Annotated in this window: 15 protein-coding genes; 10 read left to right on the top strand and 5 right to left on the bottom strand. The window is 72.8% G+C overall.

Annotation, left to right across the window (positions count from 1 at the left end):
• Positions 1-3 precede the first annotated feature (3 nt).
• Together HAV40_RS16510 and HAV40_RS16505 are read left to right on the top strand one after the other, a co-directional pair.
• Positions 4-726 carry a hypothetical protein gene (locus HAV40_RS16510; protein ID WP_166382148.1) on the top strand — a complete coding sequence of 241 codons (723 nt, stop codon included), beginning with the start codon at positions 4-6 and terminating at the stop codon, positions 724-726.
• A gap of 119 nt (positions 727-845) precedes the next feature.
• A complete protein-coding gene (locus HAV40_RS16505) occupies positions 846-2186 on the top strand; it encodes a peptidase C39 family protein (protein ID WP_166382146.1) in 1341 nt (446 codons plus the stop codon).
• A gap of 42 nt (positions 2187-2228) precedes the next feature.
• Here HAV40_RS16505 and HAV40_RS16500 read toward each other — a convergent pair whose 3' ends face one another.
• On the bottom strand, positions 2229-2987 hold the full coding sequence (locus HAV40_RS16500; RefSeq protein ID WP_166382144.1) for a VOC family protein: 759 nt from the start codon (positions 2985-2987) through the stop codon (positions 2229-2231).
• A 139-nt stretch (positions 2988-3126) separates the two neighbouring features.
• Here HAV40_RS16500 and HAV40_RS16495 point away from each other — a divergent pair, with 139 nt between their 5' ends.
• Complete coding sequence (locus HAV40_RS16495) at positions 3127-3762, top strand: hypothetical protein (RefSeq protein WP_166382142.1); 636 nt, start codon at positions 3127-3129, stop codon at positions 3760-3762.
• A gap of 15 nt (positions 3763-3777) precedes the next feature.
• Here HAV40_RS16495 and HAV40_RS16490 read toward each other — a convergent pair whose 3' ends face one another.
• From HAV40_RS16490 to HAV40_RS16480, 3 genes are all read right to left on the bottom strand, one after another.
• A complete protein-coding gene (locus HAV40_RS16490) occupies positions 3778-4602 on the bottom strand; it encodes an oxygenase MpaB family protein (RefSeq protein ID WP_166382140.1) in 825 nt (274 codons plus the stop codon).
• Positions 4603-4713: 111 nt separating this feature from the next.
• Positions 4714-6150 carry an alpha-amylase gene (locus HAV40_RS16485; RefSeq protein ID WP_166382138.1) on the bottom strand — a complete coding sequence of 479 codons (1437 nt, stop codon included), beginning with the start codon at positions 6148-6150 and terminating at the stop codon, positions 4714-4716.
• 303 nt (positions 6151-6453) lie between these two features.
• Positions 6454-7386: an aminoglycoside phosphotransferase family protein gene (locus HAV40_RS16480; protein WP_166382136.1), complete on the bottom strand. Its 933-nt coding sequence runs from the start codon at positions 7384-7386 to the stop codon at positions 6454-6456.
• 225 nt (positions 7387-7611) lie between these two features.
• On the opposite strand from HAV40_RS16480, the gene HAV40_RS16475 reads away from it, so the two are divergent.
• A complete protein-coding gene (locus tag HAV40_RS16475) occupies positions 7612-8295 on the top strand; it encodes an FkbM family methyltransferase (protein WP_239085858.1) in 684 nt (227 codons plus the stop codon).
• Here the strand turns inward: HAV40_RS16475 and HAV40_RS16470 are convergent.
• The gene (locus HAV40_RS16470) at positions 8227-8979 is read right to left on the bottom strand and encodes a CDP-alcohol phosphatidyltransferase family protein (RefSeq protein ID WP_239085861.1); all 753 of its coding nucleotides are present in this window, start codon (positions 8977-8979) and stop codon (positions 8227-8229) included. The two genes, HAV40_RS16475 and HAV40_RS16470, sit on opposite strands and share 69 nt — an antisense overlap.
• 52 nt (positions 8980-9031) lie before the next feature.
• Between HAV40_RS16470 and HAV40_RS16465 the strand changes: the two genes are divergently transcribed.
• The 6 genes from HAV40_RS16465 to HAV40_RS16440 all read left to right on the top strand — a co-directional run bounded on the left by HAV40_RS16465 (position 9032) and on the right by HAV40_RS16440 (position 13916).
• The gene (locus tag HAV40_RS16465) at positions 9032-10012 is read left to right on the top strand and encodes a zinc-dependent alcohol dehydrogenase (RefSeq protein WP_166382132.1); all 981 of its coding nucleotides are present in this window, start codon (positions 9032-9034) and stop codon (positions 10010-10012) included.
• A 2-nt stretch (positions 10013-10014) separates the two neighbouring features.
• Positions 10015-10413, top strand: a complete 399-nt coding sequence (locus HAV40_RS16460) for a 6-pyruvoyl trahydropterin synthase family protein (protein WP_166382130.1) — start codon at positions 10015-10017, stop codon at positions 10411-10413.
• A 76-nt stretch (positions 10414-10489) separates the two neighbouring features.
• The gene (locus HAV40_RS16455; RefSeq protein WP_239085862.1) at positions 10490-11527 is read left to right on the top strand and encodes a glycosyltransferase family 4 protein; all 1038 of its coding nucleotides are present in this window, start codon (positions 10490-10492) and stop codon (positions 11525-11527) included.
• 79 nt (positions 11528-11606) lie between these two features.
• A complete protein-coding gene (locus tag HAV40_RS16450; protein WP_239085868.1) occupies positions 11607-12566 on the top strand; it encodes a lysylphosphatidylglycerol synthase transmembrane domain-containing protein in 960 nt (319 codons plus the stop codon).
• Positions 12559-13266 carry a RibD family protein gene (locus HAV40_RS16445; protein WP_166382126.1) on the top strand — a complete coding sequence of 236 codons (708 nt, stop codon included), beginning with the start codon at positions 12559-12561 and terminating at the stop codon, positions 13264-13266. The genes HAV40_RS16450 and HAV40_RS16445 overlap by 8 nt, the downstream gene beginning before the upstream one ends.
• 5 nt (positions 13267-13271) lie before the next feature.
• Complete coding sequence (locus tag HAV40_RS16440) at positions 13272-13916, top strand: GTP cyclohydrolase II (protein WP_409364929.1); 645 nt, start codon at positions 13272-13274, stop codon at positions 13914-13916.
• Positions 13917-13955: the final 39 nt, after the last annotated feature.

The following is a 13955-nucleotide window of genomic DNA, read 5'->3' as shown; positions in this document are numbered from 1 at the left end:
ACCATGCACATCGGAACGCGAGCGCTGCTGGCCGTGGCCACCGCCGCCGCCGTCGCCGTACTGGCCGCCTGCGCGAGCGGATCGGGCGACGACTCCACCCAGATGCCCTCCCCCGGCCAGGTGGCTCCCGGCTCGGGGGCTTTCAAGGACGTCGACAACGCGGCCCGGGAGCTGGTCACCCGGCAGGCCTACTGGCAGGCGCCCGCGGCGCTCGACGTGGAGCAGACGCAGCGGATCGGGCTGGCGGTCGGCGAGGGCGAGAAGCTGACCCAGAAGATCAACGCGATGCTGGAGGGCACCCGGAAGACCGCGGCCGGGCCCGTCGAGGTCGGTCCCACGGTCAAGGCGACGCTGCGCGGCAACGCCGAGGACGTGGAGATCACGCCGTCGGAGTCGGTCAACGCCACCACCGGCAGCGACGTGCAGATGCTGTGGACCTGGCTGGTGCATCCGAAGCAGCCGACCGACAAGCTGCTGCTCACCGCATACCTGGAGGTGCCCTTGAGCAACGGGCACGTCATCACGCACGAGGTGGCGCTGACGGTGCAGGTGCGCCGCACGATGGCGTTCACCGCGTGGCAGGTGCTCACCCACTGGGGCACCTGGTCGGCCGTGGTCACCAGCCTCGTCGGCGCGGTGAGCTGGCTGCTGCGCCGCCGCAGGCGGAGGACGGGCGCGCCCCAGGAGGAGGCCCCGGAGCCCTCGGTCGCCAACGCGACCGCCTGATCGCGGCCGCCCCCGCGTACCGAATGAAGAAATCTTCGGACAACTAGGGTCTGGCGAAAGTTAACTTCAAGGGCGATAGTGGCGGGTGAATGTCCATCCCCCACTTCCGCGGAGTATCCATGGCCAGATCACGCCTGCGGGCGGCCGTCGTCGCCGGCCTCACCGCGCTCAGCCTCGCGGCGCTGTCCGCCGCCGCCGGCGCGCCCGCCGCGGCCGCGCCGCCCACGCACGACGAGCAGGTCACCTTCCAGGAGTGGTCCCGTTACGCCGACTGGCGCCAGGGCACCCACCAGGGCACCCTGGCCATCCCCGGCGTGCGCACCGGGATCACCATGCTGCTGCCGGCCGGCACGGCCGACTACGCCGATCCGTACACCGGCGTCACCAAGAGCTGGAACTACTCCACCTGGACCTCGCCGGTGACCGAGGTCGGCTTCGACGCCACCGAACTGGTCGCCTCGTGGAACGCCGACACCCCGGCGGGCACCTGGATCCAGGTCGAGATGCAGGGCACCTACAACACCGGCGGGCAGACGCCCTGGTACACCATGGGCCGCTGGGCGTCCGGCGACGGCGACATCAAGCGCACCACCGTCGACGGCCAGGGTGACCCCTGGTCGACGATCTGGACCGACACCTTCTCCATCGACGACGCCGACAACGGCGTGCTGCTGCACGCCTACCAGCTGCGCCTGACCCTGTACCGGGCACCGGGCCAGTGGCGCTCGCCGCGGGTGTGGATGCTCGGCGCGATGAGCTCCAACGTGCCGGACCGGTTCACCGTCACCCCGAGCGCGGGCGGCATCGCCTGGGGCACCGAGCTGGCCGTGCCGCGCTTCTCGCAGAACATCCACACCGGGGAGTACCCGGAGTACGACGGCGGCGGCGAGGCCTGGTGCTCGCCGACGTCGACCTCGATGGTCGTCGAGTACTACGGCCGGGGCCCGTCGGCGCAGGACACCTCCTGGGTCGACCCGTCCTACGCCGACCCGCAGGTCGACCACGCGGCCCGGATGACCTACGACTACGCCTACGAGGGCGCGGGCAACTGGCCCTTCAACACGGCGTACGCCGCGTCGTTCCCGGGCCTGGACGCCAAGGTGACCCGCCTGCACTCCCTCGACGAGGCGGAGCGCTTCATCAAGGCCGGCATCCCGGTGATCACCAGCCAGTCGTTCCTGTCCACGGAGCTGGACGGGGCGGGCTACGGCACGTCCGGGCACCTGTTCGTCATCGTCGGCTTCACCGCCGACGGCGACGTGATCATCAACGACCCGGCGTCGTCGAGCAACGACGCGGTCCGCAACATCTACCCGCGTGAGCAGTTCGAGCAGATCTGGCTGCGTACCAAGCGCTACCGCGCGAACGGCACGGTGGCCTCCGGCTCGGGTGGCGTCGCCTACCTGATCAAGCCGTGGTGGAAGCCGTGGCCGGTGGTCGCGGGCTCGACCAACTGGTGAACCGGCGATCCGGGTGCGCCCCCGCCGTGGGGCGCACCCGGATCACACCCGGGTGTCCAGGATCGCGTCGGACAGCGCGATCACGCCGAACGTGGCCCCCTGCGGGTCGGCCAGCATCGCGTAGTGCCCCACCGGCAGGTCCAGCGGCCCGGTGAGCACCGCCCCGCCGAGCTCGACGCAGCGCGCGATCGTCGCGGCGCAGTCCTCGACCTCGAAGGTGACCCGCCAGTGCGACGGGGTTCCGGCCGGGTAACGCTCGTCCATCACGGACAGCCCGCCGACCGTGCGGCTCTCAACGAACCACTCGATGTGGTCGACGCCCTCGGCGATCTCACTCTTGCGCTCCGACCAGTTGAACGCCCTGCCGTAGAAGGCGACCGCGGTCGCCTCGTCCCAGGTCACGACCTCGGTCCAGCACATCGTGGCAGGCTCGGCAGCCGCCTCCGCACCACCGGACGTGCCGCGCTGCCACAGCCCGAAGACCGCGCCCGCGCTGTCGGCGACCAGTGCCGCCCGCCCGCGCGGGCCGCGGTCGTGTGCCGGGACCAGCACCGAGCCGCCGGCGTCGAGCACCGCCGCCACGCCGTCCTCGGCGGCGAGCGCCGACACGTAGCACAGCCACGTCGACGGCCGGCCGGGCTCACCCGGCAGCATTCCCGCGACGGCACGGCCGTCGAGCGCGAACACCTCACCTGGCGTCCATCCGAACAACCCGCTGTAGAACGCCGACGCCCCGGCCGGGTCCGCGGTCATGTACTCGGCCCAGCACGGGGTGGCGGGCGCGTATCCCCTCACTCGCATGCCGCCACCTTAGGGCCATCCGCGGCTCAGGGCGACCACTGCGGGTGCCGACCGGACCGCCCCGTTCGGCTGACCGACGGGGCCGATCCGGGCAGCCGGGACGGTGCGCTCGGGTCGATCGCTGCGCGATGATGGCGCCATGCTCCACGATCGTTCCCTGCTCGCCGGGTGCAACACGGCGCTCAACGAGTCCGATGTGGTGGGCCTGCGGGTGAACTGGCCCGGCCGTACGGTGCGCCTGCTGCTGCACGTGCTCGCGCTGCCCGAACACGGCCCGGCCGACCCGGACACCCGCCGGGCCCTGGTGTTCACCGGCGTACGCCTGATGCGGGTGCTGCTGCGCGCGGACCGGTCGCACAGCCGCGACTACGGCCACGCCATCGAACTGCCCGACGCCGCGGCCGCCGACGCGTTCCTCGCCTCGGCCGGCTGGTCGAACCCGATGTACGGGTGGAGCTTCCTCGACGACCCCGAGCTCACCCGGTCCTGGCCCGCCACGGTCAGCCTGGTGCTCGCCGCGACCGGCCGCGCCGCGCACAGCATGTACTGGTTCAGCGAGTGCGGCCGCGAGGAGCCGGGCGGCGACATGGCGTACTGCATCGAGGGCGACATCCACTTCGAGCGCCTGGCGGTCGAACGCGCCGACGGCTCGACGGTCCCGCTGACCTCCTTCGCCGCCGACGGCAGCCGCTGGTGGCACGCCTTCCGCGCCGGCGACCCCCGCGTCTCCCCCGCCGCCCAGCAGCTCCAGCCCCCGTCCCCGGCCTGGCCCTGACGGCGGCGGGGTGGGTCAGGCGGCCAGGGCGGCGCGGGCCATGGCCTCGCGGTAGATGGGGCCGTGCTGGAAACGCTCGGGCAGGGCGCGCATGGTCAGGCGCAGCGCGCGGACCGAGACCGAGGCGGACAGGTCGGTCGTGGGCAGGCCCAGGGTGCCGTAGACGCGGCGGGCCCAGCCCGGCTGCAGGGAGAAGGCGGTCGCGGCCAGGCCCGTGTAGACCAGCCGGGCCGGGGTCAGCCCGAGGTGCCACGGCAGCGGCGGCACCATCAGGAAGAACAGCGTGTCCAGGGCTTCGCGGGTCAGCGCAAGCTGGGGGCGCATCCGCCGGTAGTACGCGTCGACCTCGGCCGCCGTGCCCGGCACCGTGTCCGGGTCCAGCCCGACCAGCTTGGCGGCGCGGCGCTGCTCGGTGTAGTACCCGTCGACGTCGGCGGCGCTCAGCGCCAGACCCGCCCGGCGGGCCGTGCTGACGAACGACTCGACCTCGGTGACGTGCACCCAGCGCAGCAGCTCGGGTTCGTCGATGCGGTACGTCTCGCCGGTGTGCCGGTCGGTCGCCCGCATCCGGGCGTGCACGCCCCGGATACGCCGCCCGGCGGCGCGGGCCTGGGCGGTGGTGCCGAAGATGACGGTGCCGACGTAGTCGGCGGTGCGCATCAGGCGGCCCCACGGCTCGACCTTGTAGCTGGAGTTCTGCACCACCCCGGCGATGGCCCGCGGGTGCAGGGCCTGCAGGAACAGCGAGCGCACCCCGGCCACCCAGAGCACCGGCTCGCCATGGACCCGCCAGGTCACCGACCCGGGGCCGAACAGTCCGACGTCAGCGGCCTCGTCCATGCCGTCCAGCGTGCCACGCCCGGCCCGGCCTCGGCCAAGATCGCTCGACTTGCCCGGCACCCGGGCGGAAGACCACCCGGATGGGGCAGGTCGAGCGATCAAGGAGGCGTACTAGATCTTGGCGTTGGCGTGGATGGCGATGGCGTCGTGGGCGGCCACGTTGGCGACGAACCAGCCGTTCGCGTCGACCGTGATCACCGGGCCGGTGCAGGTGGAGCCGCTCTTCTCCCCGTGGATCACGTCGCAGTAGCGGCCCGCGGGCAGGTTGGTCTGGTACGACCGCCCGTTGACCGCCCCGTCCTCGTCGTTGATCGTCAGGTAGCCCTTGCCGTTGCGGCCGAACGCGATGTGGTTGTTGCCGTTGTCGTACCAGTTCACGACCGTGGTGCCCTTGACCGCGTTGTGGAAGCCGACCATGTTCGCGATGGCCTGCCAGCGGTGCTCGCACCGCCAGCCGCCCGCGAAACACGTCGCGTTGTTCGTCTTGCCGTTGGCGTCCGACGGCGGACCCTGGTCCTTGTTGCTGAACTCGTAACTGCTCATCACCGTCGGCGACCCGTACGGCCAGGCCAGCATGAACGCGTTCGCGAGCGCGTAGGCGCCGTTGTCCTTGTAGGTGAGGATGTCGCCACCCTCGCGCTGGGTGTCGTGGTTGTCGACGAACACGGCGCCCTTGGCGGTGGCGATGTGCCCCCACGGCTCGCCGAAGTTCTTCAGGTACGACAGCCTCTCGTGCCGGAACACCCGGCCCAGGTCCTTGCCGTAGCGGAACTCGTGCACGTCGCCGTTGCCGGTGTACTCGGTCGGCTGGACCGGCTCGCCCCCGCCGTAGATGACCTCCTGCACGTGGTAGACCGAACGCGACAGCTTGCCCTTGATCGCGGCGATGTCGGCGGCGGGCATGTGCTTGCTGGCGTCCCAGCGGAACCCGTCCACGCCGAGGGTCAGCAGGTCGTTGAGGTAACCGGCGAGCTTCGTACGCACGTAGTCGCTCTCGGTCTTCAGGTCGGCGAGGTTGACCAGCTCGCAGTTCTGCACCTCGTAGCGGTCGCCGTAGTTGACGATGTCGTCGTTGCCGTTGCGCCCGCAGTGGTGGAAGTCCTGCGTCTGGTAGCTGCCCGGGTAGGTGTACGACGTGTACGTCGAGCCCGCCCAGCCGGTGCCCGAGCCGACGCCGGTCATGTGGTTGACCACCGCGTCGACGATGACCTTCACGCCCGCGTTGTGGCAGGTCGTGACCATCGACTGGAACTGGGCGCGGGTGCCCTTGCGGGACTCGACCCGGTAGCTGACCGGCTGGTACGCGACCCACCACTGCTGGCCGCGCACGTGCTCCTGGGGCGGGGACACCTGCACGTAGCCGTAGCCGCGCGGGCCGAGGAAGCTGGTGCACTCGGCCGCGACCGAGGGCCAGTTCCACTCGAACAGCTGGACGATCACGTCCTTGCTGCCCGACGGCGCCGCCGCGGCGGGGCTGGCGATCGGGACAGGCAGCATGGCGGCCAGAACCGCCGCCAGCGCCAGAGGGAGAAGTCTGCGTCGTTGCATGAGAACACTCCGGACGTACGAGGGGGACGGATCGTCGCGCAGCGGAACAGGAGACACGGCTCGAAACCACCCTGAAACCTTGCCGCAATATTCACAAGAACTTTCATCGAAGTCAACGCATCCGCCCCGAAACGGCACGACGCCCCCTACGCAAGATCTTTCCGCCCCCTCCCCTTTCATGATCGTCGTTTCGGGTCAAAAGGTGCGGTGTCGCCCAACGTTCTGACACGAAACAGCGATCTCCAGCCGCGCCCGACGCGACCCGCGCCCCCGCCGTGCTCCGCCGCCCCGCCCGGCGCCGCCTCAGCCGAGCAGCCGGGCGGCCGACACGAGGTACTCGCGCCCCTCGGCCGGTGCGCCGTACCGGATCATGTAGAGGCCCGACGAGACGCGCTCAGTGAAGCCCCACTCCCAGATCGCCTGCTCGTCCACTCCGGTCGCCGCCGCCAGCCGTGCGCAGTAGTCCCGTACCAGCCCGACCGGGTCCGCCGCCGCGAGCACCTCATCCGTCCAGCCGCGCACCGCGACCCCCAGGTCGTACGCCGGGTCGCAGAGGAAGCCGTCCGGGTCGACGAAGACATACCCCGACTCCGCGCCGGGCCGGGGCGTCAGCACCGCGAGCGCGTTGTCCGGGTGCGGATCACCGTGGCAGACCACGCTGCCGTCCAGGTCGAAGGCGGCCGCGCGGCGGCGGGCGTACCCGACGGCACGCTCGGCAACCTCGGCCGGGCAGGGACGGCCGGTCTGCGGCCACAGCTCGATGATCAGCTTGGCGAGCGTGCTGGCCTTGTCCGTCCCCGGCGGCACGGCCGCGTCCGGCGGCCGTGGCACGAGCCACGCCTGCCGCAGCGTCGCGGCCAGCACGTCGAGCGCGTGCTCGGCCGAGCGCGCGGTGGTCCCCAGCGCCGGGCCGAGCGCTTCCAGCAGCGCGGCGTCACGTTCGAGATCGTGGGCGTACAGCCGGACGTACCCGTGCCCGCCTGCCACCCCGATGGTGCGCACCTGCCCCGCGAACCCGTCCCCAGGCGGCCCGAGCCGCAGCACCGCATCGGTGCCGTCGCCCCTGCGCGCCAGCACCACCAGCGCCGCCGACCCGCCGTCCAGCACCGCCCCAGGCCTCAGCGACCAGGCCTCGCACAGGTACGCGAGCCGTTCCGGCAGCGCCGCCAGCCACTCCCGGCCCGCCGCCCCTCTGCTCAGCGCGGTCCGCCGCATCCGGTCGGGGAACTCGATCACGGCCCCACGATCCCACCCGCCGACCCGCCCGACGAGCGGATTACCTCGGCCCGCCCCTGCTCCGAGGCACCGCCGAGGTGGGGAAGGGCGCCTCGCACTGCCTATCGCGATGTGAAGGTGCCCTTCCCTTTTCTTTCGGGGTTAAGGTCGGCCATGCTCAAGCGGGTTTGGGGGATGGGGCGGTCTCTCGTGATGTATCACGGGATTCCGGGGCGGCATCGGCGGATGCGGCGGTTCTACGGGCAGTTCCTGGGGGCCGGGGACCTGGCGTTCGATGTGGGGGCGCACGTGGGGAGCCGGGTGCGGCCGTGGCGGCGGCTCGGGGCGCGGGTGGTGGCGATCGAGCCGCAGCCGGACTGCCTGCGGGCCCTGCGGCTGTTCTTCGGGCGCGATCCGGGGGTGGTCATCCTGCCCACGGCGGTCGGGGCACGGCCGGGTACGGCGTCGCTGGCGCTGTCGTCGGCGACGCCGACGGTGTCCTCGCTGTCGCACGAGTGGATCGCGTCGGTGACCGCCGCCGACGACCGGTTCGCCGACGTCCGCTGGGACCGCGCGGTCGAGGTCGAGGTGGTCACCCTGGACGATCTCATCGCGACGCACGGCGAACCGGCCTTCTGCAAGATCGACGTCGAGGGTTTCGAAGCGGACGTGCTGCGGGGCCTGTCCCGGCCGCTGCGCGCCCTGTCCTTCGAGTACCTGCCGTTCGCCCACGACGCCGCGCTCACCGTGCTGGACCTCGTGGAGCAGCTCGGCGCACGCGCGGGCGGGTACGAGTACAACTACGCCCCCGTCGAGACCATGCGCTTCGCGGCCGAGCGGTGGCTGACCGCAGCCGACCTGCTACAGCTTCTGGACCAGCGCTTCCGTCCCCTCGGCCGATCCGGCGACGTCTACGCGCGCCTGCGGTAGCGCTCCGGCGCGGCGTCGCCAGAGGTAGACCACGTCGCGGCCGAAGGACTCGGTGAGCAGGGCGAGCGCGCCCGCGAGCGCGACGGCGACCAGTGGCCGGGGCAGCACGTCCGCGGCGGCGGCCACCAGGACGATGCCCTGGATCGCGGCCACCACCTTGCGCCAGTACCGCGTGAACAGCGGGGCGCGCAGCCACGGGAGCAGCCAGGTCGCCACGACGTAGACGTAGCGCATCGCGCCGATCGCCAGCACCCACCACCCGGCCGACGGGGCGACGTAGCAGCTCAGCACCAGGATCAGGAACGCGTCGACCTCCATGTCGAACCGCGCGCCGAACGCCGAGGCGGTGGCGGTGCTCCGGGCGACCTTGCCGTCGACGGCGTCGAGCACCAGCGCCACGACCGTGATCCCGACCAGCACCGGCACCGGCACGTCACCGGTGAACGAGACGGCGGTCAGCGCCGTGACGCAGCCGACGAGCGCCGCGCGGGTCTGCGTGACCAGGTCTGCGGGTCCGAACGCGACCAGTCCCGCAGTGTGCATGGCACGGGTGAGCAGCGCGCCCGATCCGACGGCGTACGCGATCCCGGCCGCCCATCCGGCGTGTCCGAGGCCGACCGCCGCCGACAGCAGCGCGAGCATGGCGAACTGGAGGAACAGCCCGATCACCGGGCCCGGTCTCACCGGCGGCACCGTACCTCCGTTAGGTTCGACCGTGATCGAGGAGAGGAAGCCGATGGCATCCTACGCGCGTGCCTTCTGGACCGCCTCGCCCGGCGCGGGCGAGATCCGCCGTGTCGCACTGCCTGCTCCGGGCCCCGGTGAGGTGCTGGTGCGCACCGTCCACACGGGCGTGAGCCGGGGCACCGAGACGCTGGTCTTCCGGGGCGAGGTGCCGCCGAACCAGTACGCCGTGATGCGTGCCCCGTTCCAGGAGGGCGACTTCCCCGGCCCGGTGAAGTACGGCTACCTCAACGTCGGCGTCGTCGAGCAGGGCCCACCGGAGCTGCTCGGCCGCACCGTGTTCTGCCTGTACCCGCACCAGACCCGCTTCGTCGTCCCGGCCTCGGCCGTGGTGCCCGTCCCCGACGGCGTGCCCGCCCGCCGCGCCGTGCTCGCGGGCACCGTGGAGACCGCGGTCAACGCCCTGTGGGACGGCGCGCCGCTGGTCGGCGACCGGATCGCGGTGCTGGGCGCGGGCATGGTCGGCTGCTGCGTCGCGGCGCTGCTGGCCCGCTTCCCCGGAGTCTCGGTGCGACTGGTCGACCTCGACCCGCAGCGGGCTGCGGTCGCGGCGGCGCTCGGCGTCGCGTTCACCTCGCCCGAGGCCGCCGAGGGCGGCTGCGACCTGGTCTTCCACGCCTCCGCCAGCGCCGCCGGGCTGCAACGCGCCCTGGACCTGCTCGCCCCGGAGGGCACCGTCGTCGAGCTGAGCTGGTACGGCGACCGCGCGGTGAGCCTGTCCCTGGGCGGCGCCTTCCACTCCGGACGGCTGAGCATCCGTGCCAGCCAGGTCGGCACGGTCTCCCCGGCCCGCGCCGCGCGCCGCTCCTACACCGACCGGCTCGCCATCGCCCTGGACCTGCTGCGCGACCCGGCCTTCGACGCGCTGCTGTCCGGCGAGTCCCGCTTCGACCGCCTACCCGAGGTGCTGTCCGGCCTCGCCGACGGCACCCTGCCCGCCCTGTGCCACACCATCAGCTACGACGGAGAGTGACCATGTTCAGCGTGACGGTCCGCGACCACATGATGATCGCCCACAGTTTCCGGGGCGAGGTCTTCGGCCCCGCGCAGCGCCTGCACGGCGCGACGTTCGTCGTCGACGCGACGTTCAAGCGCGCCGCACTCGACGCCGACGACATCGTGGTCGACATCGCCGCCGCGTCGCAGGAGCTGAACACGATCGTCGGCGCGCTGAACCTGCGCAACCTCGACGACGACCCGGCGTTCGCGGGCGTCAACACCACGACCGAGAAGCTGGCCCAGGTCATCGCGGACCGGCTGGCGGCCCGCGTGCACGCGGGCGCGTTCGGCGACAACGCGCGCGGCCTGTCCGGCATCGCGGTGACGCTGCACGAGTCGCACATCGCCTGGGCGAGCTACGAACGGCCCCTGTGAGCACGCGAATCCGGATCTCGTGCGATTCGGGTCGCCCCCGCAGCCCCGAGCGCACAAGATCCGCATGGGGCGGCCGGTGAACGCCGTCCACGTCGTCCTGCCGGGCGGCGTGGACGATCCGGCCGCGCCGAGCGGCGGCAACGTCTACGACCGGCGGGTCTGCGACGGCCTGGCCGCGTCCGGCTGGACCGTGCACGAACACCCGGTGCCCGGCGCGTGGCCGTATCCCACGGCGACCGACCTGGACCGGCTCGCCGGGGTGCTGGCGACGCTGCCCGACGGCGCGGTCGTGCTGCTCGACGGGCTCGTGGCCGTCGCCGCGCCGGACGTGCTCGCCGCGTGCACGCCCCGGCTGCGGCCCGTCGTGCTCGCGCACATGCTGTTCGGTGACGCCGACCCGGACCTGCGGCCCGGTGAGGCCCGGGTGCTGCGGGGCGCGGCCGCCGTCGTCACCACCAGCCACTGGTGCCGCCGGCGGGCCATCGAGGCGTACGCCCTGCCGCCCGCCCACGTCCACGCGGCCCCGCCCGGCGTCGACCCCGCTCCCCCGGCCCCCGCCACAGCGGCCGGGACGCGGCTGCTCTGCGTGGCCGCGCTCGCCCCACACAAGGGCCACGACCTGCTTCTCGACGCCCTGGACACGCTCACCGGGTTACCCTGGAGCTGCGTGCTCGTCGGCTCGCCGGAGCGCGACCCGGCGTACGCGGCACGCCTGCGGGCCCACCCGGTCGCCGACCGGATCACCTTCGCGGGCGTGCGCACGGGAGGCGGGCTGGACGCGGCATACGACGCGGCGGACCTGCTCGTGCTGCCCTCGCACGGGGAGAGCTATGGCATGGTCGTCACCGAAGCGCTGGCTCGGGGCATCCCCGTGCTGGCCACCGACGTGCAGGGCCTGCCGGAGGCGCTCGGCGCGGCCCCGGACGGCACCGTGCCGGGCCTGCTCGTCCCGCCCGACAGCGCGGCGCTCGCCGACGCGCTGCGCCGCTGGCTCACCGACCCCGGGCTGCGCGAACGGCTCCGGCAGGCGGCCCAGGCGCGGCGCGGCGGGCTCACCGGCTGGGCCCACACCGCCGATCAGGTCGGCGCGGCGCTCTCCCCGCTGGCCCGATGACGGCGCTGTGTGTATAAATCCACAGACACGCGGGGACGATGCCTCTAGAAAGGAAGAAGTTTCTGGACAGGAGGTCGCGTTGCACCGTGCCGTGACAGGGGTCCGCCCGCGGCCTTCGGGCCGTGCCGCGGGACGCCTCGGGGCCTGGGCGCGCGCCGCCGCCGGAGTGCTCATCCTCGCGCTGCTGGTGTGGCAGGTCGGCACAGGGCCGTTCCTCGACGGCGTCCGCCTGGTCGACCGGCCCGCGCTGCTGGCCGCGCTCGGCCTCGGCGCGCTGAGCACCGTGTGCTGCGCCTGGCGGTGGAGCCTCGTCGCCGAGGGCCTCGGCGTGCGCCTGCCGCTGCTCCAGGCCGTCAAGGCGTACTACCGCTCGCTGTTCCTCAACACGACGCTGCCCGGCGGGGTCGTCGGCGACGTGCACCGCGCGGTGCGCCACGGCCTCGACATCAGCGACGTGCGCCTGGCCGTGCGGGCCGTCGTGCTGGAGCGCACCATCGGGCTGACCGTGCAGATCGCCGCCTCGCTGCTGATGCTGCTGGTGCTCCCGTCCCCGGTCCGCGACCGCATGCCGCTGGTCGTCGCCGTCGTCGCGGCGACCGCGCTGGCCGTCGCGCTCGGCGTCCGGGCCCTGGCCCGTGGCCGGTCGGCCCGCTGGGCGGCCGCGCTGCGCACCGCGTACGCCGATGTGCGTGAGGTGCTGCTCACCCGGCGGCGCTGGGTCGGCATCGGATTCGCCTCGGCGGTCGTCGTGGCCGGACAGCTGATCATGTTCGTCATCGCGGCCCGCACCGCGGGCTCGGACGCGCCGGTGACCCTGCTGGTGCCGCTGACGCAGCTGGCCCTGCTGGCCATGGCGCTGCCGCTGAACATCGCCGGCTGGGGACCCCGCGAGGGCGTCGCCGCCTGGGCGTTCGCCGCCGCCGGCATGACCTCCACGCAGGGCGTCGCGGCGGCCGTCACGTACGGCGTGCTGGGCTTGGTCGCCGCGCTGCCCGGCGCCGCCGTCCTGCTGGCACGGACCAGGAGCAAGCATGCGTGAGCGCCCGTACGTCCTGCTCAGCTGCAGCATGTCGATCGACGGCTACCTCGACGGCGCGACCGACGAGCGGCTGCTGCTGTCCAACGCCGCCGACTTCGACCGGGTCGACGCGGTCCGCGCATCCTGCGACGCGATCCTGGTCGGCGCGCGTACGGTGCGCCGCGACAACCCGCGCCTGATGGTCCGCACGCAGGCCCGCCGCGACGCCCGCACGGCCCAGGGCCTGCCCGAGTGCCCGATCAAGGTGACCGTCACCGAGAAGGCCAAACTCGACCCCACGGCCGCGTTCTTCACCGCCGGCGACGCCGAGAAGATCGTCTACTGCGCCACCCCGCGCGTCGCGCACGCCCGCACCCTGCTCGACGGCGTCGCGACCGTCGTCGACGGCGGCCTGCCCGTCGACCTGCGCCACGTCACCGAGGACCTGTACGAGCGCGGCGTATGCCGCCTGATGGTCGAGGGCGGCGGCACCATCCACACCCAGTTCCTGACCGCCGACCTCGCCGACGAGCTGCACCTGGTCGTCGCGCCGTTCTTCGTCGGCGACTCCCGCGCCAGCCGCTTCGTCAACGACGGCGACTTCCCCTTCAACCCCGGACGGCGCGCGAAACTCGCCGACGTCCAGCAGATCGGCGACGTCGTGCTGCTGCGCTACGCGCTGTCGCCCCGGTTCGACAGCGCCGACTCCGAAGGCCGGTGACCGCCATGCTGCCCCCGGCGACAGTGCGTACGCAGGTCCAGGTCCCGCTGCGGTTCCCCGACGGCTACAGCACCACAGCGCGGGTCGTCACGTTCACCGGGCTCGTCGACGGCCGCGAGCACCTGGCCATCGGCCTCGGCGACCACGCCACGACCCTGCGCCGCGACGCCGACGACCTGCCCGTGCCGCTGGTGCGCCCGCACAGCGAGTGCCTGACCGGCGACGTGTTCGGCAGCCAGCGCTGCGACTGCGGCCCGCAGCTGCGCGAAGCCGCCGAGCGCATCACGATCGCCGGAGGATTCCTGCTGTACCTGCGGCAGGAGGGACGCGGCATCGGCCTGTACGCCAAGATGGAGGCCTATGCGCTACAGGACACCGGCCTGGACACCTACGAGGCCAACGTCGCCCTCGGCCACGACGAGGACGCCCGCGACTACACGGTCGCCGCGCAGATGCTGCACGCCCTCGACGTGTCCCGCGTCGCGCTGCTGTCCAACAACCCCGACAAGGCCGAACAGCTCACCCGCCTGGGGGTCGCGGTGACCGAACGCGTGCCCACCGCCGTGCACCTGTCCCCAGCCAATGCCGGCTACCTGGCCACCAAGGCCCGCCACGCCGCGCACACCCTCCAGCTCCGCCCGGCCCGCTGATGCTCGACGCACCACGGGTCAGCGAGGCAACCGACGTCC

Origin of the sequence: Catellatospora methionotrophica, assembly GCF_011297335.1 — a bacterium.
Classification (GTDB): Bacteria; Actinomycetota; Actinomycetes; order Mycobacteriales; family Micromonosporaceae; genus Catellatospora; species Catellatospora methionotrophica.
This window is presented reverse-complemented; position numbering and strand designations above follow the sequence as displayed.